This is a genomic window from Actinorhabdospora filicis (genome assembly GCF_030269765.1).
Taxonomy (GTDB): Bacteria; Actinomycetota; Actinomycetes; order Mycobacteriales; family Micromonosporaceae; genus Actinorhabdospora; species Actinorhabdospora filicis.
Map to the genome: position 1 here is coordinate 817,860 of NZ_BSTX01000004.1, position 26,747 is coordinate 844,606.

The window sequence follows — 26,747 nt, forward strand, 5'->3', positions numbered from 1 at the left end:
CGGGACATCGGGCGGCTCCATCCAGCTGGATATATAGCGCAATTTCGTTCCGGTGGGAAACGCTACCGGAGAAGGTGGACACGAGGGTGAGGCGCGCATGGGCGTCCGCCGTGAACCGGGCGCGGGTACCGACAGGTGACGGACGAGCGGCCCGGTGCGCGTGACCGGGACCTCGGGTGATTCGCGTTCGTCGATGCGCCGGTGGGCGGCGGGACGTACGGCCTGCGTAGCGGGGACGTCCCGGGCCGGTATGTAAGTAACCACTTACTTCTGTCATCATCTCCCCATGCCGCCCAAGTTCGCCAAGCGCAGCACCGCCACCCACCGCCGCGCCGACGCCATCGAGGCGGGCCTGCGGGTCCTGGCCGATCTCGGCCCGACCACCGCCGCCGTGCAGCAGGTCGCCGCCGAGATCGGGGTCTCACCGCCCTACGTGTTCCGCCTCTTCGGCGGCAAGCAGGGCTTCTTCGTCGCGTGCCTCGACGAGCTGGAGGACCGCGTCCGGACCGTCTTCGCCACCGCCGCCACCGAGGAGCCCTTCGGCGAGATGGGCGCGCGTTTCCGCGAGCACGTGCGCGACGGCGTCTTCTCCGGCCTCCTCGTCCAGGCCCTGGCCGCCGCGCGCCACGACGAGGTCATCGCCGCCCGCTGCCGCTCGCTGATCGCCGGAGTCCTGGAGGAGGTCGCACAGACCACCGGCGCCACCGACGAGACCCTCGCCGGGTTCCTCGCCGACGGCGCGCTCGTCTTCATGCTCCAGGCCATCGGCGCCGACCTCACCGAGGGCAGCCGGGCCGCCGTCACCGCACTGCGGAAGTCGGTGTGAACCCCCTCGTCGCCGCGCAGGGCCTGTGGGTCCGCGCCCGCACCGAGAAGCTCCCCGAGGCCGCCGGACCCCGCACCGGCGTGACCGGTGAGGGCGCCCCGCTGCGGCTGGCCGTCCTCGGCGACTCCACGGCCGCCGGATGCGGCGTCGACGACCACGAGAACGGTTTCACCGGCGCCCTCGCCGCCGCGCTGGCCGCCCGCGGCCACCGCGTCGAGTGGTCGGTCACCGGCGCCAACGGCGCGACCTCCCGCCGCGTCCGCCACCGCCTGCTGCCCGAGGTCCCGCCGGCCACGATCGCGGTCCTGCTCGCCGGCACCAACGACGTTCTCGCCCGCCGCCCGCCCGGCGACTGGCGCGAGGACCTCTCCGCGATCGTCGACGGGCTGCCCGCCGAGCGCGTCGCCGTCGTCGGCCTGCCGCTCTTCGCCGAGTTCCCCCGCCTGCCCCGCGCCCTGGGCCGCTATCTCGCCCGCCGCGCCGAGGGCCTCGACGCCGTCGCCCGCGAGGTCTGCGCGGCCCGCCCCAACGCTCAGTGGATCCCCTCCGCCGAGTCCTTTCCCGTCCCACCCGGCTTCTTCGCCCGGGACGGTTTCCACCCTTCCGCCGCCGGTTACCGGCACTGGGCCCGGCTCGTCGCCGGGCACCTGACCTGACTCACCTGGAGAGGACGACGATGCCAGCCACCCTCGCCGACATCCTCGACGACGCCGCCCGCGGGACCTTCCCACCCCCCGACGGCACCACCACGATCGTCGCGCAACCCGCGCCCCGCGACGCCGGGGTCATCGCCTTCACCGCCCATTCGGTCGTCTTCACCGACGAGGACCCCGCCTGGGTCCGCGAGACGATGGCCTCCATCGGCTGCGACGCCCTCGCCGCGGCCATGAACCCGCTGTTCCTGACCCGGATGCTCGAACGCACCGGCCGCACCACCGACACCGTCATCCTGCTGACCGTCGCCGACTCCCTCCCCGGCGCCCCGCCCCTGGACCTGCGCGAACTCACCGACCCCGACCACCCCCGCGTCGCCGCCGCCCACAAGCGCCGCGACGGCGTCCGCGTCTGGGCCGCCGACGGCGGCCTCGTCCTCCTCGGCCGCGGCGTCGCCGGCCGCTGGGAGACCGCCATCGAAGTGGACGAGAACTCCCGCCACCAGGGCCTGGGCCGCGCCCTGGCCCTGGCCGCCCGCCATCTCGTCCCCGACGGCGAACACGTCTGGTCGCAGCAGGCCACCGGCAATGCCCGTAGCGTGCGCGCCTTCCAGGCGGCCGGCTACCGGCCGGTGGGTGCCGAGCTGCTCATGTTCCCGTGAAACGCGGAAGCTGAAGCGAACGCCCCAGGCGGACGCGCCCGGCCACCGGCCGGGCGCGTCAATCCGGAAGCAGCCCAGTCCGAGGCACGAGAGCGGCCACCCACGCGGGGAGAAGTGTCTTGACCGCGTGTCTGAGAAAGACGCGCGCGTGCAGCGGCGCAACCAACCCGGTCGGCCACGACCCAAGCGGGTGCCGAAAAACTAAGGACGCCTCCGGCTCGGGAGAAGTGTCTTGACTTCCGGGGTCCAGGGGACGGAGTTCCCTGGTCTGGTCCAGGGCGAAGCGCCTGGTCGGGTGCAGGGCGAAGCGCCTGCGCTCTCGCACCGACAGGCTGCAGCAAAAACGACACACCCCACGCCCCACCCACCCAAAAGAAAGAGCCGGGGGCACCGCCCCCGGCTCTCCTCACAACCCGCCTACAGCGGAATGTTCCCGTGCTTCTTAGCCGGCAGCGACTCCCGCTTCGTCCGCAGCGCCCGCAACCCCCGCACCACGTGCCCCCGCGTCGCCGAAGGCTCGATCACCGCGTCCACGTACCCCCGCTCGGCGGCAAGGTAAGGGTTGGCGAGGGTGTCCTCGTAGTCGGTGATCAGCTCCGCCCGCCGCGCGTCGACGTCCGCCGCCTCGGCCAGCTCGCGCCGGTACAGGATGTTCACCGCCCCCTGCGCTCCCATGACCGCGATCTGCGCCGTCGGCCACGCCAGGTTCAGGTCCGCGCCGAGGTGCTTGGAGCCCATGACGTCGTAGGCGCCGCCGTAGGCCTTGCGGGTGATGACGGTCAGCTTCGGGACGGTCGCCTCGGCGTAGGCGTAGATCAGCTTCGCCCCGCGCCGGATGATGCCGTTCCACTCCTGGTCGGTGCCGGGCAGGAACCCGGGCACGTCCACGAAGGTGAGCACGGGGATGTTGAACGCGTCGCAGGTGCGCACGAACCGCGCGGCCTTCTCGGAGGCGTTGATGTCCAGGCAGCCCGCGAAGTGCATCGGCTGGTTGGCGACCACGCCCACCGACTGCCCGTCGACGCGGCCGAAGCCGACGATGATGTTCTGCGCGAACAGCGGCTGGACCTCGCAGAACTCGCCCTCGTCGAGCACGGTCTCGATGACGGTGTGCATGTCGTAGGGCTGGTTGGCGGAGTCGGGGATGAGCGTGTCGAGGGCCAGGTCCTCCGCCGAGCGCTCCAGGTCGGTGCCGGCGTCGAAGGATTGCGGGGCGTCCAGGTTGTTGCTCGGCAGGTACGACAGGAGCTGCTTGACGTACTCGACGGCGTCCTCTTCGTCGGCGGCGAGGTGGTGGGCGTTGCCGGAGGTCGCGTTGTGGGTGCGCGCGCCGCCCAGCTCCTCCATGCCGACGTCCTCGCCGGTGACGGTCTTGATGACGTCGGGACCGGTGATGAACATGTGGGAGGTCTGGTCGACCATGACGGTGAAGTCGGTGACGGCGGGGGAGTACACCGCGCCACCGGCGCAGGGGCCCATGATCAGCGAGATCTGCGGGATCACGCCCGAGGCGCGCACGTTGCGGAAGAAGATCTCGCCGTACAGGCCGAGGGAGACCACGCCCTCCTGGATGCGGGCGCCGCCGGAGTCGTTGATGCCGATGATCGGGCAGCCGGTCTTGACCGCCAGGTCCATGACCTTGACGATCTTCTCCCCGAACACCTGTCCCAGGGAGCCGCCGAAGACGGTGAAGTCCTGCGCGAACACGCACACCTGGCGGCCGTCGATGGTCCCGTAGCCGGTGACCACGCCGTCGCCGTAGGGGCGGTTGGCGTCCATGCCGAAGTTCGTGGACCGGTGCCGGGCCAGCTCGTCGAGCTCGACGAAGGAGCCCTCGTCGAGCAGCATCGCGATCCGCTCCCGCGCGGTCTTCTTGCCCCGCGCGTGCTGCTTCTCCACGGCCCGCGCCGAACCGGCGTGCGCGGCCTCGTCCATGCGGGCGCGCAGATCGGCGAGTTTGCCCGCGGTGGTGTGCAGGTCGATTGGAGGCGCGGCGGTCTTCGGGTCCTCGGTCACGCACGGATGGTACCGAGGTCGCCGATCACGACCGGTCCCGGCGGCGTGGTCGCGGTTCCGTCACAACTCCGTCTCAACCCGCACACCTCGCCCACGGGCCCCCGACGTGGGATTTCGGGCCCTGACCAGCCCTACGAACGTAGTGACGACCCTCCCTTCCCTGAAGCTTTGTCAGCAACCGCCCAGACAAGGCGCGTATCGTGACCGGGTGCGTTTTGTGGAAAAGCTGCCGCCCAAGTACCGGTCTCTCGCCGAAGAGGTCGTGAAATTCGGGCTCATCGGCGGGGTCAACACCGCGATCACCTTCGCGGTGTACAACCTGATCCTGTCGATCGGCGCGATCAAGGCCACGCTCGTCGCCGCCGTGGTCGCCACGACGGTGTCGTATTTCCTCAACCGGCACTGGACCTACCGGCACCTGCCGAAGACGGACCTGAAGCGCGAGTACACGCTCTTCTTCGTCTTCAACCTCATCGGGATGGCCATCGACTCCGGCATCCAGGGCTTCGCGATCTACATCCTCGACTTCAACGTCAAGACCGACGCCCTCGGCCTGAACATCTTCAAGTTCGTCGCCCTCGCCATCGGCACCGTCTTCCGTTTCTGGGCCTACCGGACCTTCGTGTTCAAGGCCGGAAAGACCGGTGAGACCGCCGTCGTCGCCGACGACCCCGCGCCGGTCTCGCCCGCGCCCGGCACCGTCCCCGCGGTGGCGGAGAACGAGGCCGCCGAAGCCGCCGAGGCCGTGGACGGCGCTTTCGCCGACGTGCTCGCCGAGGACGCCCTCGACGAGAAGAACACCCCCAGCTCCCGGCTCCGGTAGCCCGTGCCGCCGCTGTCGGGGACCGAACCGGTCTGGCACTTCGAGGACCTCGTCCCCGGACGCGTGTTCGACCTCGGCGTGACCGTCGTGGACGAAAAGGAGATGCTCGCCTTCGCCGAGCGCTTCGACCCGCAGTGGTACCACCTGGACGCGAGCCTGGCCGCCGACGGGCCCTTCGGCGCGGTCACCGCCAGCGGCTGGTTCACCGCGTCCCTGTTCATGCGCGCCTACGTCGACGGGGTCCTCGCACACGCCGCCGCCGACGCCTCGCCGGGCGTGGAGGAGATGCGCTGGCCGGGCGCCGTCTACGCGGGCGACCGGCTGTCCGGGCGCGTGGAGGTCCTGGACGCCTTCGCGTCCAAGGCCCGCCCCGGCCTGGGCACCCTCGTCCTCACCGGTGCCTTCACCAACACCGAGACGGGCCGAGAAGTGTTCCGGATCCGCTTCCGCGGCTGGTTCAGGTCAGCGCTCGACGAGGGTCGGGGGCTCGTCGTCGGGTAGCCCGCCGGTGCGCCGGTCGTGGTCCTCCTCGACCAGGCGGTACAGCGTCGACTGGGCGTTCTCCACCTGCGGCATGTCCTTGAGGACCTGCTGCCCGCGCTCACCGGCCGACTCGACCACGAGCGTGCCGAAACGGAACATCCGTTCGAGGACGCCCTGCTCGAAGGAGACGTCGTTGATGCGGGCCAGCGGGATGTCGCGGCCCCGGCGCGTGATCAGCCCGGTCCGCAGCAGCACCCGGTGCGTGGTGAAGACGTAGTGCGTGGTCGCCCAGCGGATGTAGGGCGTCACGACCAGCCAGAGCATCAGGATCACCACGATGACCCACCCGATCATCTTCGGGATCGACCCCCAGGACTCGGGCAGCGCGAGCAGGATGATGGACCCGAACGCCCCGATGAGCACGAACCACACCACCGGCATCACTAGTTCTTTCCAGTGCGGGTGGGTGTGGAGGACCAGTTCCTCGTCTTCTTGCAGCAGATTGTTCGGGAAGCCCATGTCGGCAAGGTACCTTGCGGCGGCTAGCCCCTCAAGGCGAATGGGGCAGCCGAGCGGGCGTGTCAGCTGGGAGTGTTCATCCGGTCGGGGGATGCGCGGGGGCGGGGACGAAAGGGGCGCGAGTGCCGGGCGTCACGCGCCCGGCCGGGTGAACCACACGTCGCCGAGCTCGCCGCCGACGGCCTCGGCCGTGGCGTGCGCGGCGGCGACCCGGACGTCGCCCGGGCAGGTGTCGGCGGGCGTGTCGAGCACCTCCACCACCGTCACGTGGAAGCGTCCCCCGCCGGACAGGGCCGCCAGCGCGAGCGCGGCCCCTTCGAGCGCCTCGGCGAGCATCCGGTCCTCGTCGGGCCCGGTGACGCGGGCGGAGGGCCCGTAGACCTCCCGCCGCCAGCCGTAGGGGTCGGGCCCGGGCGTCACCGCGTTCTGCGCGGCGGGTTCGGCGGTGACGGCGACCTCGGCGAGGTGGCCGAGGCCGTCCACGATCCGGGCGAGCCGGTGGCGGCCTACACCCATCCCCGCCGCGCCGCCTGCCAGCCGAGCTGGATACGGGTGTCGACCCCGGCGGTGTCCATGAGGTCGCGGACGCGCCGCTGCACCGTCCGCAGCCCGACGCCCAGCCGGGTGGCGATGGTCTGGTCGGTGAGCCCGGCCAGCAGCAGCGACAGCAGCATCCGGTCCTCCTCGGAGGAGAAGGGGGCGTCGGGGTGCGACTGGGGCGCGGGCACGGCGTCGGTCCAGACCTGCTCGAACAGCGAGGCGGCCAGCAGGACCAGCGCGGGGTGCTCGGTGGCGAGGGCGACGGGCTGGGCGCCGGGTTCGCCGATGATCGCGCCGAAGTCGTCGGCGATGACGATCTTCAGCGGCACCGACGCGGCGAAGCGGACCTCCTCGCCGCGCGAGGTCAGGTCGCGGATGCGGTCGACCTGGCCGGGCAGGTCCAGCATCGTCTTCTCGTAGATCTGCCGGTAGCGGACACCGCGCGCCAGCCCTTCGTCATGGACGGCGAGGTCGCTGCGGGCGGTGACGCGCGGCCCGCGGATGAAGGTGCGCATCTGCGTCGTCGCGCGGCGCTGCATCTGGTCGATGCGGGAGCGCAGGGCGGCGGCGCCGGTGATGGTCTCGGCCTCGTCGCCGCCGCGGCGGCGCTGGGCGTCGCGGTAGGCCTGGACGAGGGCGTGCAGGGCGTCGTAGCCGTCGCGGAGGGCCTCGAAGCGGTCGGCGAGGACGGCGCCGAGGGCGGTGTCGGGCGGCGCGGCGGAGTACTGGTCGTCGCCGTGCATGCGGGCCAGGCCGCGCGCGGTGAGGGCGGCCAGGACGGCGGCGGCGTCGGGCGCGGACATGTCGAGGGCGGCGGCCAGGCCCGCGGTGTCGGTGCGGGCCAGGTCCATCAGGGCGCGATAGGCCCGTTCCTCATCGGCGGCCAGGCCGAGTGTTCCGTCCCGATCATGCGCCACGTCGCCTCCCTAACGGGTCCACGGTGCGGGTAGGAGAACATTTCACAAAGGATCACGAGAATTGCCGGGTCGCCGGTTGCGCCCGAGACTGACTCGTTACGTGTCGACCGTATTTTGTGGACGGAGGTGGACCACGTCGGCGGCGGCCACGGGCGTGCGTCCGTCCCGGTGGGCGATGACGAGCCGCCCGTCGGTGTCCACGGTCTCGGCGAGGCCGGTGAGGGAGCCGCCGTCGGGCAGTTCGGCGCGCACGGGACGGCCGATGGTGTCGCACACGGCCAGGTAACCGGGCAGCAGGACCTCCGGGTCGCCCCCGGCGGCCGACCAGGCCCGGTAGCGGGCCTCCAGGCGGTCCAGCAGCGCGGCCAGCAGGACGGTCCGGTCCAGCTCCTTCGCCCCGGCCAGCTCCAGCGACGTGGCGTCCTCGCGGGGCAGTTCGGCCTCGGTCAGCGAGACGTTCAGGCCCATGCCGAGCACGACGCCGGTGGGCGGCGCGATCTCGGCGAGGATCCCGGCGCCCTTGCGCCGCTCTGGCCCCAGCAGCAGGTCGTTGGGCCACTTCAGCCAGGCCTCGGCGCCGGCGGTCTCGCGGGAGACCTCCACCAGCGACAGGCCCGCCAGCAGCGTCAGCCACCCGAAGCGCGCGGGCGGGACGGTGGGACGCAGCAGGACGCTCACCGCCAGCCCCGCCCCCGAGGGCGAGGTCCAGCCGCGCCCGAGACGGCCGCGCCCGGCGTCCTGCCGGTCGGCGCTCAGCACGGTGCCCTCGGGCGCTCCGGCGCGCGCGAGGGCGGCCAGGTCGGCGTTGGTGGAGCCGGTCGCGGGCACGGCCCGCACGTCGTGCCAGAGGCTCCCGGTGAGCCGGGCGCGCACGGCGTCGGCGTCGATCGGGTCTCGTCCCGTCATCCACTCATTGTTCCGGGTCGATGGCCGCTTTCGTGCCGGGGTCGGCGGTGAACACCCACCGGCGGTAGGCGTAAAAGCGGAACGCGGTGCCCAGGGCCGCGCCGACCAGGTTCGCCGCGATGTTGGCGGCGAGCGGGTTGCCGAACACGCCCGGCCACACCTCGGCCAGGCGAGCGTTGGCCCACAGGCAGGCCAGCGAGATGCCCAGCCCGATCGCGTTGAAGAAGAAGTAGCGGCCGTATTCCAGGTGCAGGCGCGAGCGGGGCCGGTGCCGCCAGGTCCAGAAGCGGTTGCCGAGGAAGGCCAGGGTCGCCGCGATGACGGTCGAGACGGTCTTGGCGGCCAGCCACGGCCAGTCCAGGGCGAGGATGCCGAGGTTGAACACGCCGACGTCGACGAGGTAGGCGCAGGTGCCCACGATGCCGAAGCGGCCCAGCTCGGCCGCCAGGTCCCGCAGGCGCTTGCGCAGCCTCATGCGGCCGTGGCGATGACGCCGATGTCGATGGGGTCCCAGCCGGTGACGATCCGCAGGCGGTTCTCGTCGGCGGGGACGTCGATGTCGTAGGTGACGGCGTCGACGCCGAAGGTGTGGTCCTCGCCCGAGCCCGGCGTCCGGCTCTGCCCGAGGTTGCCGGGGGTGCCGATGACGCGGTCGCCGACGGTGGCGGTGTCGCCGGTCAGGCAGCGGTCGCCGTCCCACAGGACCATGCCGACCTGGATGCGGCCCTTGTGGCGGATCTGGAGGTCGAGCGCGCTTCCGCCGCGCGGCTGCGAGAGGCCCTCGTAGACGGCGACCTCGCGGTCGGGTCCGGTGTCGTAGGCGACCACGATGCTCCATCCGGCGTAGTTGGTGATGCCGTACGGGAGCTGGTCGGCCTCGGCCGACACCGTCCACGTCCCGCCGCGGATGAGGTCGGTGACCTCGGCGCCGGCCTGGGTGACGGTGCGTTCGGAGCCGCTCCAGGTCCGCTCGGCGCCGATGCGGTGCTTCCCGCCGGGCCCGGACAGCACGACCTCGCGGGGGACCGAGCGCGCCGAGGCCGTCCAGTACAGCCCCGCCCACACCACGCGCGCGCCGCCGGGCAGCGTCAGCTTCGCGCCGCTGCTCGCCAGGTCCGGGTCCTCACCGGTCCACGGCACCATGCGGCGGGTGTGGTTGTCGAGGGCGGGACCCTGGAGGCACTCGGGCCGGTGCTTGCAGGTCAGCAGCGTGTTGCCGGTGGTGGCGACGCCCGAGGCGGTCACCGAGGCGAACGCGGTGGTCATGCCCTGCGGGGCGATGGCCACGCGCAGCTCGGCCTCGCCGCGCCGGTCGCGGGTGTCGACGGTGACCTTGACCGTCTGGAAGCCGCTCACCTGGCGCGGGACGTCCAGGCGCAGCCGCGCGGTGGTCGAGCCGCCCGGCCGCAGCGCGGGATGCGTGCAGCGGATGCCGGCGGTGGTGCCGCCCTGCTCGGTGACCGCGCAGCTCCAGCCGTCCCCGGCGTCGCGGGAGGCCAGGCCGACGCCCTCGGGGACGGCGGCGACCAGCGTGACGACGTCCTCGGCTTCGGCCGATGCGGCGCGGAACCAGCCGCCCTGCCCACCGGTGTCGTCGGCGACGGCGACGTCGGCGCGCTCGGGGGAGCGGATGGTGATGGGCAGCGTCCCGTCCGAACCGGCGACCAGGTCGTTGCCGATCTCGGGGGTGAAGATCGCGAAGTCCTTCGCCGACGGCGAAGGCGCGGGCGCGGGCGAGCTCGGGGACGCCCCCGGCGAGGACGGGTCGGGTCCCGGCGGGTTCGGCGGGGGTTCGGCCGGGTCGTTCGGGGGCTCGGCGGGCGGGTTCGGCGCGGGCGCGGCGGGGTTCGCCGGCGTCGCCGAGGGCGGTGGCGGGGGAGCGTCGTTGGCCAGCAGCAGGAACGCCAGGACGGCGGCGGCCACGGCGACGGTGCCGCCACCGGCCGCCGACCACTTCCCGGCCGGGCTCTGGAAGAACTCCCGGATCCGGTTGAGGATCGTCACCGACCACTTCACGAACTGCGCGTACAGCCCGGCGACGCCCGCGCCGACGGCGACCTTCCCGGCCAGCGACAGCAGGTACGGGACGGCGGCGGTGCCCAGGAAGATGGGCGCGATGACGTTCGGGATCGACTGGTTCAGCTCGCCCAGCTCGACGAACAGCAGCTTGCAGGCGGTGCAGGACTCCAGGTGCGCGTCGACCTTCTGGGAGTCGCGCTGCGACAGCCCGGCCCGCACCCGCGCGCCGAGCCGCTCGGCGGTCCAGCCGCACTCGGGATCGGCGGTGTCGTTGGCGTGCTCCTGGAGGAACGCCTGCCGCAGCCGCTCGCGCGCCCGGTAGGCGAGCGCGGAGACGCCGTTGGGGCTCAGCCCCAGCAGCCGCGCGACGTCCTTGGGCGACTCGCCCTCGACCTCGGTGTGCCACAGCACCATCTGCCAGCGCTCGGGCAGGCGCTTGAACGCGCGGGCGGCGTAACGGCGGTCCAGCCCGGCGATGGCGGGGTCCTCAAAGGACTCGCCGCGGTCGTGGCGGGTGAGGTCGTCGGTGTACTCGACCTTCTTGTCGCGCCGGACGCGGTCGTAGAAGGTGTTCCGCAGCATCGTCAGCAGGTAGGCGCGGAACGCCAGGTCCGGGCCCCGGCCCGAGCGCAGCGTGGTGAGCATCTTCGCGAAGGTCTCCGACACCAGGTCGTCGGCCTCGGCGCCGTCCCTGGCGAGGATGCGGGCCAGGCGCTTGGCAGCGCCAACGTGACGCGCGTACAGCTCCCCGTACGCCGTGGTGTCACCGCCACGGGTGGCGATGATGAGTTCGGCGTCGCCGGGAGGACTGTCGGCGTCGGTGGGCGGCTCCCCGCCGGGGTGCGGTGCGGTCGCCATCGGCGTGCGTTCTTTCGTGGTGTCGGGGAAGACTCTGCGGGAGAAGACTCGGGCGTGCTCGGGTGTCGTCAGCCTGTCACCAGGCCATCACAGCCTAGGGGACAATGTGCCCGAACACGGCCGCGGCGCGCATTCGAGACAGTCGGCTAGGCGACTATCATCATCCGGCCCAAAGGTCCTGTTTGGACGAAAGGTCGCCGAAATGTTATGCGCACGTGGGGCCCGCCACCGTCCGGATTATGCGGGAAAGCGCTGGTAGCGCACCGATTACGCGGTGGCCGCGCCTTGCATGATCACCATATTCTCGCCTTTCGATGATCGAAAGCCGGTCATCGGGGACGGAGAACAACCGCATGAAGAACATCGCGCCGCGTGCCCTGCGGTACGCCGGAGCGGGGGCGGCGGCCTTCGCGCTGGCACTGGCGATTCCGGCCACGGCCATGGCCGACCCGGCTTCCCTGAACTGCGACACCGCCACCAGCAACGGCAAGGTCGTCGACTTCGACGCCACCAAGTCCTGCTCCGGCGGCGTCGGTGCCCTCTCGGTCGTGACCGCGACCGCCGACAACGGCAGCAAGGTCACCTTCGCCGGTGCCGGGGTGTCGGTGTCCGGCCTGCCCGAGGAGGGCGTCACCACCATCACCGCCAAGGTGAAGGACAGTGGCGACCCGGTTTCCGAGGCGCAGTGGACCATCGTCATCACCACCGAGAAGCCCGAGGAGCCCAAGCCGGTCCTGGGCGCCGACGACTTCACGGTCAAGGCCGGAGAGTCCGTCAAGGGCAACCTCCTCGCCAACGACACCCTGCCCAAGGGCTGGGTCGTCATCGTGGACGACGGCAAGACCGCGAAGGGCTACGCGACCCTCGCCGCCGACGGCACGTTCGGTTACACGGCGAACAAGGGCGAGTCCGGCGTCGACACCTTCCAGTACGGCGTGGTGAACGAGGAGACCGAAGAGGTCGTCACCGGCACCATCAAGGTCACCATCACCGCGTCCGGCAACGGCGGCGGCGACAACGGCAACAACAACGGCGGCAACAACGGCAACGGCACCGACAAGCCCTCCACGGGCGGCGTGCCGCAGGCCAAGGGCAAGACCCCGCTGCCGAAGACCGGCTCGCCGGTCCAGACCATGGCGATCGCCGGCGCGGGCGCCCTCGTCCTCGGCGCGGGCGCGATGGTGCTGACCCGCCGCCGCAAGGCCGAGCAGGTCTGACGGAACCGCGAAAGCGAAGTCGATCATGAATGAGCGGTGAATAGTCGACCGACTTTCAAGATCAATTGAGCGGTAAAAGAACCCGGATCGGTTAACCCGATCCGGGTTCTCGCGTTTTTGGAAAAAACTTCGCAACCCATTCCGGCCGCATCGCGTGTCCCCACCACAATGGACTACGGGGAGGAACCCGCATGACCCGCACCGCACGTTCTGTCACCCGTGTGCTCGGGGTGGCAGGCGCCGCGTTCGCTCTGTCCCTGGCGGCACCCGCGCTCGCCTATGCGGACGAGGAGAACGGGGCTCCCACCTGCACCGCCATGTCCGACCGCTGGCTCGGCACCGCCGACCTGAACTGGTCGGACTTCGACTGCCAGGACCCGGACAACGACGACATCACCGCCACGGCGGCGTCCATCAAGTCCGGCCCCGGCACGGTCAAGATCGCCACCGGTACGGTCACCTACACCGGTGACAAGACCGGCACCGGCCCGGCCGTCGTCACCGTGACCGTCTCCGACGGCCACGAACACACCGCGACCGTGGACATCACGGTCACCTACGACCTCCCGGTCGAGCCCCCGGTCGCCAACGACGACCTCGACTTCACCGTCAAGGCCAACGAGGTCCTGACCGGCAACGTCGCCGCCAACGACCAGAACGTCACCGGCGGCCTCTTCGAGGTCACCGTGCAGCCGGCCCACGGCACGGTCACCCTCGACCCGAAGACCGGGGCCTTCACCTACACCCCCGTCAAGGACTACGAGGGCCCCGACGGCTTCACCTACAAGGTGACGGTCGGCGGCAAGGCCTCCGACACCGCGGTCGTCAAGATCGTCGTCAAGCCCAAGGGCACCGGTGGCGGTCCCTCGACCAGCCCCAGCCCCTCGCCCAGCAAGACCCCCGGTAAGGGCCTCGCGAAGACCGGTTCGCCGCTTCTCACGGTCGCTCTGACCGGCGCCGGCGTCCTGGTCGCCGGTGGTGTCGTGCTGTTCGTGGCGCGTCGCCGCCGCGAGGTGTAACGCACCGCACCACCCTCAGGCCCGCACCGGATTCCGCCCGGTGCGGGCCTCGTTACTCTTAGCGCCGTGGACCAGCACACACAACTTCCCCGCGTCGGCATGATCGGCGGCGGGCAGCTCGCCCGCATGACCCACCAGGCCGCCATCGCCCTCGGGCAGTCCCTCCGCGTCCTCGCCGTCGCCGAGACCGACGGGGCCGCGCTCGTCGCCGCCGACGTCCACATCGGCGACCACACCGACCTCGACGCCCTGCGCACCTTCGCCAAGGACTGCGACGTGGTCACCTTCGACCACGAGCACGTCCCCGGCGACCACATCCGCGCACTCGCCGCCGACGGCGTCAACGTCCAGCCCTCCGCCGAGGCCCTCCGCTTCGCCCAGGACAAGCACGCCATGCGCGAGAAGCTCACCGAGCTCGGCGCGCCCGTGCCCCGCTGGGCGCCCGTGGCGTCCCTCGCCGACATCGAGGCCTTCGGCACCCCCTGCGTCCTCAAGGCCGCCACCGGCGGATACGACGGCAAGGGCGTCTGGATCATCGACACCCCCGCCGAGGCCGCCGACGTGCTCGCCTCCGGCGTCCGCCTCATCGCCGAGGAGAAGGTCGACCTCGCCCGCGAACTCGCCGCCGTCGTCGCCCGCTCGCCCTACGGGCAGGTCGCCGCGTGGCCGGTCGTGGAGACCGTCCAGGACGGCGGCATCTGCGTCGAGGTCATCGCCCCCGCCCCCGGCCTCGCCGAGGCGAAGGCCACCGAGGCGCAGGAACTGGCGATCCGGCTCGCCGGCGAGCTCGGCGTCACCGGCGTCCTCGCCGTGGAGCTCTTCGAGACCCGCGACGGCCGCCTCCTGGTCAACGAGCTGGCCATGCGCCCTCACAACAGCGGGCACTGGACCATCGAGGGCTCGCGCACCTCGCAGTTCGAGCAGCACCTGCGCGCCGTCCTCGACTACCCCCTCGGCGCCACCGAGCTGGCCGCGCCCGTGGTCGTCATGGCCAACGTCCTCGGCGGCGAACCCGGCGGCATGCGCCTCGATGAGCGCCTCCACCACCTCTACGCCGCCGACCCGGCGGTGAAGGTCCACCTGTACGGCAAGGCCGTCCGCCCCGGACGCAAGATCGGCCACGTCACCGCCCTCGGCGCCGACCTCGCCGAGACCCGCGCCCGCGCCGCCCGCGCCGCCACCTGGCTGCGCGACGGGCATGGGAGCATCGGGTCATGACCGAGACCCGGCCCATCGTGGGCGTCATCATGGGCAGCGACTCCGACTGGCCCACCATGCAACCCGCCGCCGACGTCCTGGACGAGTTCGGCATCCCCTACGAGGTCCGTGTCGTCTCCGCCCACCGCACCCCCCAGGGGATGCTCTCCTACGCCGACACCGCCGACGACCGCGGACTGCGCGTCATCATCGCCGGCGCCGGAGGGGCCGCGCACCTGCCCGGCATGGTCGCCTCGATGACCACCCTGCCGGTCATCGGCGTCCCCGTCGCCCTCAAGTACCTCGACGGCATGGACTCGCTCATGTCGATCGTCCAGATGCCCGCGGGCATCCCCGTGGCCACCATGGCGATCGGCGGCGCGAAGAACGCCGGCCTGCTCGCCCTGCGCATCCTCGGCGCGGCCGACGACAAGCTCCGCGCGGCCCTGCGTGACTACCAGGTCGGCCTGGAGCGCATGGTCGCCGAGAAGGACGCGCACCTGCGCAACTCGCTGCGCAACAAGTAGGACATGAGAATGGCGCCCCACGGTGGTGGGGCGCCATTTCGCGCACTCGCTACTTCTGCGACTCCAGCTGGTCGCGGCGGAAGATCTTGCGCCCCAGCCACGTCAGCGGGTCGTACTTGCGGTCGACCACGCGCTCCTTCATCGGGATGATCGCGTTGTCGGTGATCTTGATGTGCTCGGGACACACCTCGGTGCAGCACTTGGTGATGTTGCAGAACCCGAGGCCCTGCTCCTCCTGCGCGAACTCCTTGCGGTCGTCGCGCGCGTCGAGGGGGTGCATGTCGAGCTCGGCGGCGCGGATGAAGAACCGGGGACCGGCGAAGGCCGCCTTGTTCTCCTCGTGGTCGCGGATCACGTGGCAGGTGTTCTGGCACAGGAAGCACTCGATGCACTTGCGGAACTCCTGCGAGCGCTCCACGTCGACCTGCTGCATCCGGTACTCGCCGGGCTTCAGGTCGGCCGGGGGAGCGAAGGCCGGGATCTCGCGCGCCTTCTCGTAATTGAAGGACACGTCGGTCACCAGGTCCCGCATCACCGGGAAGGTCCGCACCGGCGTGACCGTCACGGTCTCGTCGGGACCGAAGGTGTTCATCCGGGTCATGCAGAGCAGCCCGGGCTTGCCGTTGATCTCGGCCGAGCACGAGCCGCACTTGCCGGCCTTGCAGTTCCAGCGGACGGCCAGGTCGGGCGCCTGGGTCGCCTGCAGGCGGTGGACGATGTCGAGCACGACCTCGCCCTCGTTGACCTCGACGTCGTAGTCGGTCAGCGCACCGCCCTGATCGTCGCCGCGCCACACCCTGAAGTGACGTGTCGTCATTCCTTCTCACCGTCCTTGGTGGACTCGTCGAACGCGGCCAGCTCGTCCTCGGTGAGGTACTTCGCCAGCTCGGAGCGGTCGAACAGGCCGAGCAGCTCGATGGGCATGGTGGGGACCGGCTGGCGGCGCAGGGACACGCCGTCGCCCTGGACGGAGCAGATCAGGTTGATCTTGCGCCAGTTCGGGTCCATCTTTCCGTGGTCGTCGCGGGTGTGACCGCCACGGCTCTCGGTGCGCTCCAGGGCCGCCTTGGCGATGGCCTCGCTGACCACGACCATGTTGTGCAGGTCGATCGCCAGGTGCCAGCCCGGGTTGTACTTGCGGCCGCCGCCCACGCGGACGCTGGCCAGGCGCTTCTTGAATTCGGCGATCTTGACCAGCGCCTCCTCCAGTTCGTCGGCGCGGCGGATGATGCCGACCAGGTCGTTCATGACCTGCTGGAGCTCGTGCTGGACGGTGTAGGGGTTCTCGCCGCCCTCGGCGTCCTCGACCAGCGGCGTCAGCGCCTTCGCCATCGCGGCGTCCACATCGGACTGCGCGACGGCGGGACGCTCGGCGGTCTGGTCCACGTAGAGCGCGGCGTACTCACCGGCGCGCTTGCCGAAGACGAGCAGGTCGGACAGCGAGTTGCCGCCCAGCCGGTTGGAGCCGTGCATGCCGCCGGCGACCTCGCCCGCGGCGAACAGCCCGGGCACCGCCGACTGCGTGGAGTCGGGGTCGACCTCGACGCCGCCCATCACGTAGTGGCAGGTCGGGCCGACCTCCATGGGCTCCTTGGTGATGTCGACGTCGGCCAGTTCCTTGAACTGGTGGTGCATCGACGGCAGCCGCTTGATGATGACCTCGGGCTTCATGCGCGTCGACACGTCCAGGAACACGCCGCCGTGCGGTGAGCCGCGGCCGGCCTTCACCTCGGAGTTGATCGCGCGGGCGACCTCGTCACGCGGCAGCAGCTCCGGCGGGCGCTTGTTGTTGTCGGGGTCGGTGTACCACCGGTCGCCCTCCTCCTCGGTCGTGGCGTACTGCGCCTTGAAGACCTCGGGGATGTAGTCGAACATGAACCGGCGGCCCTCGGAGTTGCGCAGGACGCCGCCGTCACCGCGAACCGACTCGGTGACCAGGATGCCCTTCACCGACGGCGGCCACACCATGCCGGTCGGGTGGAACTGGAGGAACTCCATGTTCACCAGGTTCGCCCCGGCCCGCATGGCCAGCGCGTGCCCGTCCCCGGTGTACTCCCACGAGTTGGAGGTGACCTTGAAGGACTTGCCGACGCCGCCGGTGGCCAGCACGACCGCCGGGGCCTCGAACAGCAGGAACTGCCCGTCCTCGCGGCGGTAGCCGAAGGCCCCGGCGACCTTGCCGTCGGTCAGCATCAGCTCGGTGATGGTGGTCTCGGCGAACACCGCCAGCCGCGCCTCGTAGTCGCCGGACTCGGCGAAGTCCTCCTGCTGGAGGGAGACGATCTTCTGCTGGAGGGTGCGGATCAGCTCCAGGCCGGTGCGGTCGCCGACGTGCGCGAGGCGGGGGTACTCGTGCCCGCCGAAGTTGCGCTGGCTGATCTTGCCGTCCTTGGTGCGGTCGAACAGCGCGCCGTAGGTCTCCAGCTCCCAGATGCGCTCCGGGGCCTCCTTGGCGTGCAGCTCGGCCATCCGGTAGTGGTTGAGGAACTTCCCGCCCCGGATGGTGTCCTTGTAATGGACCATCCAGTTGTCGTTGGAGTTGGCGTTCCCCATCGCCGCCGCCGCGCCGCCCTCGGCCATGACCGTGTGGGCCTTGCCGAACAGCGACTTGGAGATGATCGCGGTCTTCTTCCCCGCCAGGCGGGCCTCGATGGCCGCGCGCAGCCCGGCGCCACCGGCGCCGATGACGACCACGTCGTAGGAGAGGCGTGTGATGTCTTTGTCGGTCATGGTCGCCGCTCCTAGTTGAAGATCCGCAGGTCGTTGATGGCCCCGGAGGCGACCATCCAGACGTAGGCGTCGGCGATGACCACCGAGAACATCGACAGCCACGCGAACAGCTGGTGGCGCTTGTTCAGCTTGCCGACCTGCGTCCACATCCAGTACCGGATCGGGTGCTTGGAGAAGTGCGTCAGGCGCCCGCCGACGATGTTGCGGCAGGAGTGGCAGCCGAGCGTGTAGCCCCAGATCAGCACCGCGTTGACCACCAGGATCAGCGAGCCCAGGCCGATGCCGAAGCCGCCCTCCTTGCCGTGGAACGAGATCACCGCGTCATAGGTGAGGACCAGGCCGACCAGCACCGCAGCGTAGAAGAAGTAGCGGTGGACGTTCTGGATCAGCAGCGGGAACCGCGTCTCGCCGGTGTACTTCTTGTGCCCGTCGGGCACCGCGCACGCCGGCGGCGACAGCCAGAAGGACCGGTAGTAGGACTTCCGGTAGTAGTAGCAGGTCGCCCGGAACCCGCCCGGCAGCGCCAGCACCAGCATCGCCGGGCTCATCCACGACGGCAGCTGCGGGAACGGCTGCCCCAGGAAGTGGCTCGACCCCGGTGCGCAGCTCTCGCTGAGGCACGGCGAGTAGAAGGGCGCGAGGTAGTGGAACTCCTCGACCCAGTAGTTGTCGTTCACGAAGATCCGGACCGTGGCGTACACGAGGAACCCGGCCAGTCCGAGGAACGTGAGCAGTGGAGCGAGCCACCACCGGTCCGTCCGCAGGGTTCGCTCGGCGATCGCCGCCCGCGGACGAGGCGGCGTCGTTGCCGTTGTTGTCATCCTTCGTACGCTCCCTGAGCGGTTCGTGCGAGCCAGGCAAGTGCCGCCAGACGAAAACGACATAGTTCGCATGCCGGTGCACAGGTTACGCCGAGGCTCTGTCTACAGATGTGGCAGGCAGCATACTCAGACCGCTGTGTGGCCTTACACACTCGGGGCGCAGAAGCGCCATCAGGTCACAGATCGGCACCTCGGAGCCCATCGTGGACGGTGAGCTCGCTCACGAAGTTGATCAAGCGCGTCCACTTCTTCCGATCGGCGCGCTTCGCCGGATTCCACGTCCGCCCGCGAGTGGGAGAAAGAGGTATCCCGGGAGCCGTTTCCGGGGTGCCCCAGAGGGGTCGATGAAAGATCATCTGCTAGCCCTCTTGCGCGGCGCGTCTCTTTACCACAAGATCTGAATCCACGCAGCCCCGTCGATCCGGTCGCGCTTTGGCAACGACCCGAAAACGGAGGCGATTCTCTCTGGTAACTCTTCAGTAACGACATCCGTTAAGTCCGAATTGGGACTTCGAATGTCACTCTGGGTGCCCATCCTACGAACGGTCAGTACCCGTTGACCGCTGATGCGCCCAATCTTGTCTGAATTGCCGAAGATGACCGTTGCCGCAGCTGGCAGCACATGCGTGACGGATCGGTTGTGGCCGAGTTGTTATTCATCCGATGGCTTCGAGCGCTCAAGATTCAAAAAACCTGAGCTAGGTTTCCGATCCATGGGCCGCAGCCGGTGGCCCACATCACCGGGAGCCGGGGAGCACGACCCAGACCCAGCCAGCCGGTGGCCCTGACCTCAATTCCCCCTAAACAGGAGGCTGTAGATGCGCACAAAGCGCGTCATGTCGGCCATCGCCGTCGCGGCCATCGCCGGACTGGTTGTGTCCGCGTGTGGCTCTGGTGGCGACGACGCAGGTAGCGGTTCTCAGGAACTGAACCTGGGACTCGGCGAGCCGAAGAACCTCGTTCCCCCGAACGTCGGTGAGTCCGAGGGTGGCGAGGTGACTCGCCTCGTGTACTCGGGTCTCTACACGTACAACAACGACGGCTCGCTGAAGCCCGTCATCGCCGAGGGCCAGCCGACCTCGACCGACAACAAGGTCTGGACGATCAAGCTCAAGTCGGGCTGGACCTTCCAGAACGGTGAGGCGATCGACGCCAACACCTTCAAGAAGGCCTGGGACTACACCGTTTACGGCCCCAACGCCAACAGCGGTTCCTACTTCTTCAACAAGATCACCGGCTTTGCCGACACCCAGTCGGGTGCGGACCCGGACGGCGATGGCCCGCAGAAGGGCGCCGAGCCGAAGGCCAAGGAGCTCTCCGGTGTGAAGGTCGTCGACCCGACCACCATCCAGATCACCCTGGACACCCCGTGGGTCGTCTTCCCGGCGCTGCTGGGTTACACCGCGTTCTACCCGACCGCTGACGCGTGCCGCGCTCAGATCGAGGCCTGCAACGAGGCCCCGATCGGTAACGGCCCGTTCAAGTTCGTGGGCAAGTGGGAGCACAAGACCAGCATCAAGCTGGAGAAGTGGTCTGACTACAAGGGCGAGCAGCCCTCGTACCAGAAGCTGAACTTCACCATCTTCACCGGCTCCAACAACTCGCAGTGGGCGCCTTTCGAGGCCGGCAGCCTGGACATCGCGGCGCCGACTCCGGACAAGTACGAGTCTGCGAAGCAGAAGTACGGCGACCGGATGATCGAGGCCGACTCCCCGAGCACCTGGAGCCTGGGCTTCCCGTCCTACGACAACATCTACAAGGACCCGAAGGTTCGCCAGGCGTTCTCGCTGGCCGTTGACCGCCAGGGCATCATCGATGCGATCTTCACCGGCCGCGGCAAGCCGCTGGCCACGTTCATCCCGACGATGATCCCGGGTTACACCGAGGGCACCTGCGCCACCTACTGCAAGACCGACCCCGCCGCCGCGAAGGCGCTGCTGGACAGCAGCACCTGGCCGAAGGGCAAGAAGGTCGAGCTGTGGATCAACTCCGGTGGTACCGGTGAGAAGATCCTCAAGGCGATCGGCGACCAGCTCGCCAAGAACCTCGGCGTCGAGTACGAGATGAAGAACATCGAGTGGAATGACTTCCTGCAGAAGAAGCAGGACCACAAGCTCACCGGCCCGTTCTTCACCGGCTGGCAGCCGGACTACGCCGACTCCGAGAACTACATGGGTCCGCTGTACTACAGCGGTGCCAAGGACGGCAGCGACAACGACTTCGGCTACTACAACGCCGACTTCCAGAAGCTGATGGACGAGGGTAACGCCGCGCCGACCATCGCCGAGGCGCACGCCAAGTACACCGCCGCCGAGAAGATCCTGACCGAGACCCTTCCGGTCGCGCCGCTCTACACCGGCCGTACCTCCACGGTCATCGGCGACAAGATCGACTTCAAGAGCGTGGACCGCAACCCGATCCTGGGTGGCATCGACTTCGTGAAGATCAAGCTCAAGTAGTTCCGCCTGATCTAGCGAGTCACGAGCAATAACCGAGGGTGGTGGCCGACCTGGAACGGTTCTGGCCACCACCCTCTTTCCACGTTCTCGAACCGATCCGATGAGAAGAAAGAAGGAGGGAGGGTCCCGTGGGGCGTTATGTCATCAGGCGGCTACTCCAAGCGGTGCTGACGCTGAGCGTCGTCCTGTTCATGCTGCACTACCTGATGTCGCTGGCGATTCAGATCAACGGCAACCCGGTGCGCACGTTCTTCGGCGACAAACCGGTCAGCGACGAGTTGCTTCAGGCCACGATGGAGAAGTTCAATCTGGACGATCCGTGCCTGAAGTCGGTCGGCGATCCCTGTTGGGGGATGTTCACCGACCGGATGCAGCAGTGGAGTCACTTCGACTTCGGCACCGACTTCCAGTCGGTGAAGATCGGCGACTCGATCGCCAACGCCATCCCCGTCACCCTGACCATCTTCGCCATCACGACCGTGGTGTGGGCCCTCTTCGGCGTCACCGCCGGTGTGCTGGCGGCGATGAACCGGGGCCGCTTCATCGACTATCTCGTCCGGATCGGCACGACCTTCACCCTCGCCATCCCCGGCTTCCTGATGCTGATCCTGGTGCAGAACATCTTCGGCGTCATCATCGGAAACTGGTTCCGGGAACAGTTCGGCAGAGAGAGTTTCCTCTCCCTGATCTTCCAGCCGACCTACAGCGCGAAGGCTCCCTTCCTCAGCCTGGTGATCCCCGGCATCGCCCTGGGCGTCTTCGGCATCGCCGGCATCACCCGCCTGTCGCGCACCAGCATGCTGGAGAACCTGCGCTCCGACTTCGTGCGCACCGCCAAGGCAAAGGGCCTCAAGCGCACCCGCGTCACGATCGTGCACACCCTCCGGAACTCGCTGATCCCCGTCGTTACGGTCATCGGGTTCGCGCTGGGCGACGCGCTCGGCGGTTCGGTGGTGCTCGAAGGCCTCTACAACATCCCGGGTCTGGGTCTGCTCGCCTTCAACGGCGTCAAGACCAATGACACCGCGGTGGTGATCGCGGTCGTCGCACTGGCCTCCGTGGTCTTCATGGTCACCAACCTGATCGTGGACCTCTTCTACGCCGTTCTGGACCCGAGGATTCGCTATGAGTGACGTCTCGACTCCCAAGCCGAGCAAGCAGCGCAGCCTGTGGAGCGACGCCTTCCACGACCTGCGCAAGCGACCCACGGTCATCGTCTCGGTCGTGGTGCTGCTCGTGGTCTTCGCGATCGCGTTCTTCCCCTCGCTGTTCACCTCGGTGGACTACAAGCAGTGCGACATCGCGCTGACCAAGGCGGGTCCGGTCTCCGGTCACCCCCTGGGCTTCGACGAGTTCGGCTGCGACCTGTACTCGCAGGCGATCTACGGAGCGGGTCCCTCCATCCAGCTCGCGCTGATGGTCGTCGTCATCACCCTGCTCGTCGGCGGCTTCATCGGCGTGCTGGCCGGCTTCTACGGCCGCTGGGTCGACGCGATCTTCTCCCGCATCGTCGACATCTTCAGCTCGGTGCCCTTCCTGCTCGGCTCGATCCTGCTGCTGGCGATGTTCCGCGACGTGGACCTGCCGCTGATCTCGGGACAGTTCGAGCTGATCATCCCGGCGGTGCTGACCCTGGCGCTGTTCGGCTGGACGAACACCATGCGCCTGATCCGCGCCAGCGTCATGGAGGCCCGCAGCCAGGACTACGTCCACGCGGCGCGGTCCCTGGGCGCCGCCGACGGCCGGATCATGTTCCGGCACATCCTCCCCAACGCGATGGCGCCCGTCGTATCGCTGATCCCGCTGTCCATCGGCGGTCTGATCAGCGCCGAGGCGACCCTGTCCTTCCTCGGGCTGGGCATCAAGCCGCCGTCGATCACCTGGGGCATCATGATCAGCAACGGGGCCGGCTGGTTCACCGGCGGCTACCCGCGACTGCTGATCGTGCCCAGTATCTTCCTGATCGTCACGGTTCTCGCGTTCGTGCTGCTCGGCGACGCGATCCGGGACGCCCTCGACCCGAAGCTGCGGTGAGTCCAGTGGCAGATGTGAAGTTCCAGTCCGAGATCCTGCCGGAGCTCGACCCCTCGGCGCCGCTGCTCGACGTCCGCGACCTCCAGGTGGAGTTCCGTACCCGCGACGGCATCGCCAAGGCGGTCAACGGCGCCAACTTCACCGTGAACCGCGGTGAGACCCTCGCCATCGTCGGTGAGTCCGGTTCCGGCAAGTCGGTGACCTCGCAGGCGATCATGGGCATCCTGGAGACGCCCCCGGCGAAGATCGCCGGCGGTGAGGTGCTGTTCCACGGCGTCGATCTGCTGACGCTGTCCAAGGAGCGCAAGCGCCGCGTCCGCGCCAACCACGTGGCGATGGTCTTCCAGGACGCCCTGTCGGCGCTGAACCCGGTCTACACCGTCGGGTTCCAGCTCGCCGAGCTGTTCCGCAAGCACCGGGGCATGTCCAAGGCCGAGGCGAAGAAGAAGTCGCTGGAGCTGTTGGACCTGGTCAAGATCCCCGCCGCCGCGCAGCGGATCAACGAGTACCCGCACCAGTTCTCCGGCGGTATGCGCCAGCGCGTCATGATCGCCATGGCGCTGGCCCTCGACCCGGACCTGCTGATCGCCGACGAGCCGACCACGGCCCTGGACGTCACGGTGCAGGCGCAGATCATGCGCTTGCTGGCCGAGATCCAGGCCGAGCGGCAGATGGGCCTGATCCTGATCACCCACGACCTCGGCGTCGTCGCCGACGTCGCGGACAAGATCTCGGTCATGTACGCCGGCCGCATCGTCGAGCAGGCTCCCGTGCTGGACCTGTTCGGCAAGCCCGCGCACCCCTACACCAAGGCGCTGCTGCGGTCGATTCCGCGACTGGACACCAAGGGGCAGAAGCTTGAGGTCATCGAGGGCCTGCCGCCGGTGCTGACGAACATCCCGCCCGGCTGCGCCTTCGCGGCGCGCTGCCACTACGCGCAGGACGTCTGCCGCACGGACATCCCGCTGTTGGAAACGGTGGCCGCCGACCGCGCCGCCGCCTGCCACTTCTCCGCGGAGGTGATCAACGGTGAGTGACATCGCGTTGGAGGTCACCGACCTCAAGAAGCACTTCCCGATCAAGCAGGGCATCGTCTTCAAGTCCACCGTCGGTCAGGTCAAGGCCGTCGACGGCGTCAGCCTCCAGCTGCGCAAGGGCGAGACGCTCGGTGTCGTGGGCGAGTCGGGCTGCGGCAAGTCCACCCTCGCCAAGATGCTGGTGGGCCTGGAGAAGCCGACCGGCGGCTCGATCTCGGTGCGGGGTGAGGACGTCACGCGGCTCGGCAAGGCGGGCATGCGCCGGCTGCGCCGCAACGTCCAGATGGTGTTCCAGGACCCGTACACGTCGCTGAACCCGCGCATGACGGTCGGCGACATCATCGGCGAGCCCTTCGAGATCCACGAGGACGCCGTCCCGAAGTCCGGCCGCCGCCGCGCGGTGCAGGACCTGCTGGACATGGTCGGCCTGAACCCCGACCACATCAACCGGTACCCGCACCAGTTCTCCGGTGGTCAGCGTCAGCGCATCGGCATCGCCCGCGCGCTGGCCCTGAAGCCGGAGATCCTGATCTGCGACGAGCCGGTCTCGGCGCTGGACGTGTCGATCCAGGGTCAGGTCATCAACCTCCTGGAGCAGCTCCAGGACGACCTGGGTCTGTCCTATGTGTTCATCGCCCACGACCTCTCGGTGGTCCGGCACATCTCCGACCGCGTGGCCGTGATGTACCTGGGCCGGGTCGTGGAGATCGGCAACGAGGACGAGATCTACGACTCGCCGATGCACCCGTACACGCAGGCGCTGCTGTCGGCGGTGCCGGTGCCGGACCCGACGCTGCGGGGTCACCGCGACGAGATCATCCTCGAAGGCGACGTGCCCTCGCCGGCCAACCCGCCCTCGGGCTGCCGGTTCCGCACGCGTTGCTGGAAGGCGACCGACAAGTGCGCCTCGGAGGAGCCGCTGCTGCAGATCCGGCAGGGCGCCCCGCACGCCAACGCGTGCCACTTCGCCGCGCCGCGCGACGTCGTCCACGCCGTCGACTAGGGCACCAACGGCACTTCGGCGCCGTGTTCGGGAGGAGACTCCCGGGCACGGCGCCTTTTTGTTCCCCCTCGGCGGCGCAGTGTCATCGCCTCGCGATGATCGGTGACCACCGGTGATGTGATCGACACCTCACTGGCGAAGCGGCCCGCGGGTAGAAGCCAACAGGGCAGTCTCTCTCATACCCGCGGGCCACGCCAGACGATTAATGGCCCAGTACAGTCCGGACGCGCCTTAACGCTCGTTTGTGGACGTCTGGGATCCGCCCTTCCGAGCAGCCATAACATGCGTCCATAGCCGGCCTCTGTCCGCCGGGTTTTCGTGATCCAGTTGTTACCCAACCGTTGGCGGACGGCGCCCTGTGACCGGGGCCTCAGGGGTTAGGTTGCAGCGAAGCACACCACAGTGAACGTCGTCACTGTGTTCGGTTGTGGGTTTGGAAGGACGGACGGTTGCGATGAGCGGAACCATGGAGCCGATGGTCACCGAGACCGCCGGTCCCGGGGTCGCCGTCATGGCGGAGATCCCGGAGGCCGAGGCGAGGAAGTTCGTCGGTCTCTCTCCGGGCAAGCTCGCCTGGCGTCGGCTGAAGCGGGACAAGGTGGCGTTCTGGTCCTTCGTGACCGTCGTCGTCATGTTCGTCGTGGCGTACGGCGCGCCACTGATCTCCCTGCTGTACGGCAAGGACTACACGACCATGAACTCCGATCTGCTGGACGCCTACGGTCGCCCGTTGGGCTACCTCAACGGTGTCAGCGGAGAGCACTGGCTCGGCATCCAGATCGGAACCGGGCGCGACGTCTTCATGCAGATGATCTACGGCATGCGGACCTCGATGACGATCTCGTTCGTCTCGGCGGTCGGCGCCATCTTCTTCGGTGTGGTGGTCGGCATCATCGCCGGCTACTTCGGCGGCTGGATCGACGCGATCATCAGCTGGTTCATCGACTTCATGCTCTCCTTCCCGTTCCTCATCTTCGCCATGGCCGCGGTGCCGATCTTCGCCAACGTGGTGGTCGGTGAGGCCAAGGAGGTCCCGGGCTGGATCAACGCCAGCTTCCTGATCATGGTGTTCCTGATCTTCGGCTGGACGGGCACCGCGCGTCTGGTGCGCGGTCAGGTGATCGGGCTGCGCGAGCGCGAGTTCGTCGAGGCCGCGCGCGCCTCCGGCGCCGGGCCCATGCACATCATCTTCCGGCAGCTCCTCCCCAACGTCTGGGCGCCGATCCTGGTGTCCTTCTCGATGGCCGTGCCGGCGTTCATCGCCGCCGAGGCCGCGCTGTCCTTCCTCGGCATCGGTGTCCTGGAGCCGACTCCCGACCTGGGACGTCTGGTCGGCCAGGCCGTGGCGACGATGCAGCTCGACGGCATGTGGATGTACCTCCTTGTGACGGGTGGCGCCGTCTTCCTGCTGGTCCTCGCGTTCAACCTGTTCGGCGACGCGCTGCGGGACGCACTGGACCCCAAGTCCTCGCGGTAGTTAC

24 protein-coding genes and 1 pseudogene are annotated in these 26,747 nt (G+C 69.2%); 15 read left to right on the forward strand and 10 right to left on the reverse strand.

Annotated elements, in window-relative coordinates; genetic code table 11:
- Positions 1–286: 286 nt before the first annotated feature.
- The 3 genes from QSK10_RS28880 to QSK10_RS28890 are packed head-to-tail and all read left to right on the forward strand — an operon-like array spanning position 287 to position 2,141.
- On the forward strand, positions 287–826 hold the full coding sequence (locus QSK10_RS28880; protein WP_285666389.1) for a TetR/AcrR family transcriptional regulator: 540 nt from the start codon (positions 287–289) through the stop codon (positions 824–826).
- Positions 823–1,482, forward strand: coding sequence for an SGNH/GDSL hydrolase family protein (locus QSK10_RS28885; RefSeq protein WP_285666390.1), 660 nt, complete (start codon positions 823–825; stop codon positions 1,480–1,482). The genes QSK10_RS28880 and QSK10_RS28885 overlap by 4 nt, the downstream gene beginning before the upstream one ends.
- A 20-nt stretch (positions 1,483–1,502) precedes the next feature.
- Positions 1,503–2,141: an N-acetyltransferase gene (locus QSK10_RS28890; RefSeq protein ID WP_285666391.1), complete on the forward strand. Its 639-nt coding sequence runs from the start codon at positions 1,503–1,505 to the stop codon at positions 2,139–2,141.
- A 417-nt stretch (positions 2,142–2,558) separates the two neighbouring features.
- Here the strand turns inward: QSK10_RS28890 and QSK10_RS28895 are convergent, their stop codons facing one another.
- Positions 2,559–4,076, reverse strand: coding sequence for an acyl-CoA carboxylase subunit beta (locus QSK10_RS28895; RefSeq protein ID WP_285666455.1), 1,518 nt, complete (start codon positions 4,074–4,076; stop codon positions 2,559–2,561).
- 289 nt (positions 4,077–4,365) lie between these two features.
- Between QSK10_RS28895 and QSK10_RS28900 the strand changes: the two genes are divergently transcribed.
- A complete protein-coding gene (locus QSK10_RS28900; protein ID WP_285666392.1) occupies positions 4,366–4,980 on the forward strand; it encodes a GtrA family protein in 615 nt (204 codons plus the stop codon).
- Positions 4,981–4,983: 3 nt separating this feature from the next.
- Positions 4,984–5,481 carry a MaoC/PaaZ C-terminal domain-containing protein gene (locus QSK10_RS28905; RefSeq protein ID WP_285666393.1) on the forward strand — a complete coding sequence of 166 codons (498 nt, stop codon included), beginning with the start codon at positions 4,984–4,986 and terminating at the stop codon, positions 5,479–5,481.
- On the opposite strand, the gene QSK10_RS28910 is transcribed toward QSK10_RS28905, so the two are convergent.
- The 6 genes from QSK10_RS28910 to QSK10_RS28935 all read right to left on the reverse strand — a co-directional run bounded on the left by QSK10_RS28910 (position 5,443) and on the right by QSK10_RS28935 (position 11,222).
- On the reverse strand, positions 5,443–5,982 hold the full coding sequence (locus QSK10_RS28910; RefSeq protein ID WP_285666394.1) for a PH domain-containing protein: 540 nt from the start codon (positions 5,980–5,982) through the stop codon (positions 5,443–5,445). The two genes, QSK10_RS28905 and QSK10_RS28910, sit on opposite strands and share 39 nt — an antisense overlap.
- 132 nt (positions 5,983–6,114) lie before the next feature.
- Entirely contained in the window at positions 6,115–6,498 is a 384-nt protein-coding gene (locus tag QSK10_RS28915; protein WP_285666396.1) for a hypothetical protein, read from the reverse strand.
- The gene (locus QSK10_RS28920; RefSeq protein ID WP_285666398.1) at positions 6,489–7,439 is read right to left on the reverse strand and encodes a helix-turn-helix domain-containing protein; all 951 of its coding nucleotides are present in this window, start codon (positions 7,437–7,439) and stop codon (positions 6,489–6,491) included. Before QSK10_RS28920 ends, QSK10_RS28915 begins: the two co-directional genes overlap by 10 nt.
- A 96-nt stretch (positions 7,440–7,535) precedes the next feature.
- Complete coding sequence (locus tag QSK10_RS28925) at positions 7,536–8,345, reverse strand: biotin--[acetyl-CoA-carboxylase] ligase (RefSeq protein WP_285666399.1); 810 nt, start codon at positions 8,343–8,345, stop codon at positions 7,536–7,538.
- 4 nt (positions 8,346–8,349) lie between these two features.
- Positions 8,350–8,820 (reverse strand): GtrA family protein, encoded by a 471-nt coding sequence (locus QSK10_RS28930; RefSeq protein ID WP_285666401.1) that lies wholly within the window; start codon positions 8,818–8,820, stop codon positions 8,350–8,352.
- Positions 8,817–11,222, reverse strand: a complete 2,406-nt coding sequence (locus QSK10_RS28935) for a sigma-70 family RNA polymerase sigma factor (RefSeq protein ID WP_285666403.1) — start codon at positions 11,220–11,222, stop codon at positions 8,817–8,819. The genes QSK10_RS28930 and QSK10_RS28935 overlap by 4 nt, the downstream gene beginning before the upstream one ends.
- A 353-nt stretch (positions 11,223–11,575) precedes the next feature.
- Here QSK10_RS28935 and QSK10_RS28940 point away from each other — a divergent pair, with 353 nt between their 5' ends.
- From QSK10_RS28940 to purE, 4 genes are all read left to right on the forward strand, one after another.
- The gene (locus QSK10_RS28940; RefSeq protein WP_285666404.1) at positions 11,576–12,439 is read left to right on the forward strand and encodes an Ig-like domain-containing protein; all 864 of its coding nucleotides are present in this window, start codon (positions 11,576–11,578) and stop codon (positions 12,437–12,439) included.
- A gap of 191 nt (positions 12,440–12,630) precedes the next feature.
- Positions 12,631–13,458 (forward strand): Ig-like domain-containing protein, encoded by an 828-nt coding sequence (locus tag QSK10_RS28945; protein ID WP_285666405.1) that lies wholly within the window; start codon positions 12,631–12,633, stop codon positions 13,456–13,458.
- A 66-nt stretch (positions 13,459–13,524) separates the two neighbouring features.
- A complete protein-coding gene (locus QSK10_RS28950) occupies positions 13,525–14,676 on the forward strand; it encodes a 5-(carboxyamino)imidazole ribonucleotide synthase (protein ID WP_285666407.1) in 1,152 nt (383 codons plus the stop codon).
- Positions 14,673–15,182 (forward strand): 5-(carboxyamino)imidazole ribonucleotide mutase, encoded by a 510-nt coding sequence (gene purE, locus QSK10_RS28955; protein ID WP_285666408.1) that lies wholly within the window; start codon positions 14,673–14,675, stop codon positions 15,180–15,182. The genes QSK10_RS28950 and purE overlap by 4 nt, the downstream gene beginning before the upstream one ends.
- A 64-nt stretch (positions 15,183–15,246) precedes the next feature.
- Here the strand turns inward: purE and QSK10_RS28960 are convergent.
- From QSK10_RS28960 to QSK10_RS28970, 3 genes and pseudogenes are all read right to left on the reverse strand, one after another.
- Positions 15,247–15,999 (reverse strand): annotated as a pseudogene (locus tag QSK10_RS28960) (succinate dehydrogenase/fumarate reductase iron-sulfur subunit); the annotation flags it as partial.
- A complete protein-coding gene (locus QSK10_RS28965) occupies positions 15,996–17,912 on the reverse strand; it encodes a fumarate reductase/succinate dehydrogenase flavoprotein subunit (protein ID WP_285666409.1) in 1,917 nt (638 codons plus the stop codon). The pseudogene QSK10_RS28960 and the gene QSK10_RS28965, both read right to left, overlap by 4 nt.
- An 11-nt stretch (positions 17,913–17,923) precedes the next feature.
- A complete protein-coding gene (locus QSK10_RS28970; RefSeq protein WP_285666410.1) occupies positions 17,924–18,733 on the reverse strand; it encodes a hypothetical protein in 810 nt (269 codons plus the stop codon).
- Between the two features lie 995 nt (positions 18,734–19,728).
- On the opposite strand from QSK10_RS28970, the gene QSK10_RS28975 reads away from it, so the two are divergent.
- The 6 genes from QSK10_RS28975 (at position 19,729) to QSK10_RS29000 (ending at position 26,743) form a co-directional block, all read left to right on the forward strand.
- A complete protein-coding gene (locus tag QSK10_RS28975; protein WP_285666411.1) occupies positions 19,729–21,192 on the forward strand; it encodes an ABC transporter substrate-binding protein in 1,464 nt (487 codons plus the stop codon).
- 128 nt (positions 21,193–21,320) lie between these two features.
- Positions 21,321–22,325, forward strand: coding sequence for an ABC transporter permease (locus QSK10_RS28980; protein ID WP_285666412.1), 1,005 nt, complete (start codon positions 21,321–21,323; stop codon positions 22,323–22,325).
- Entirely contained in the window at positions 22,318–23,226 is a 909-nt protein-coding gene (locus tag QSK10_RS28985; protein ID WP_285666414.1) for an ABC transporter permease, read from the forward strand. Before QSK10_RS28980 ends, QSK10_RS28985 begins: the two co-directional genes overlap by 8 nt.
- A 5-nt stretch (positions 23,227–23,231) precedes the next feature.
- Positions 23,232–24,263: an ABC transporter ATP-binding protein gene (locus QSK10_RS28990; RefSeq protein WP_432705372.1), complete on the forward strand. Its 1,032-nt coding sequence runs from the start codon at positions 23,232–23,234 to the stop codon at positions 24,261–24,263.
- Positions 24,256–25,266 (forward strand): ABC transporter ATP-binding protein, encoded by a 1,011-nt coding sequence (locus tag QSK10_RS28995; RefSeq protein WP_285666418.1) that lies wholly within the window; start codon positions 24,256–24,258, stop codon positions 25,264–25,266. The genes QSK10_RS28990 and QSK10_RS28995 overlap by 8 nt, the downstream gene beginning before the upstream one ends.
- A gap of 454 nt (positions 25,267–25,720) precedes the next feature.
- The gene (locus QSK10_RS29000; RefSeq protein WP_285666419.1) at positions 25,721–26,743 is read left to right on the forward strand and encodes an ABC transporter permease; all 1,023 of its coding nucleotides are present in this window, start codon (positions 25,721–25,723) and stop codon (positions 26,741–26,743) included.
- Positions 26,744–26,747: the final 4 nt, after the last annotated feature.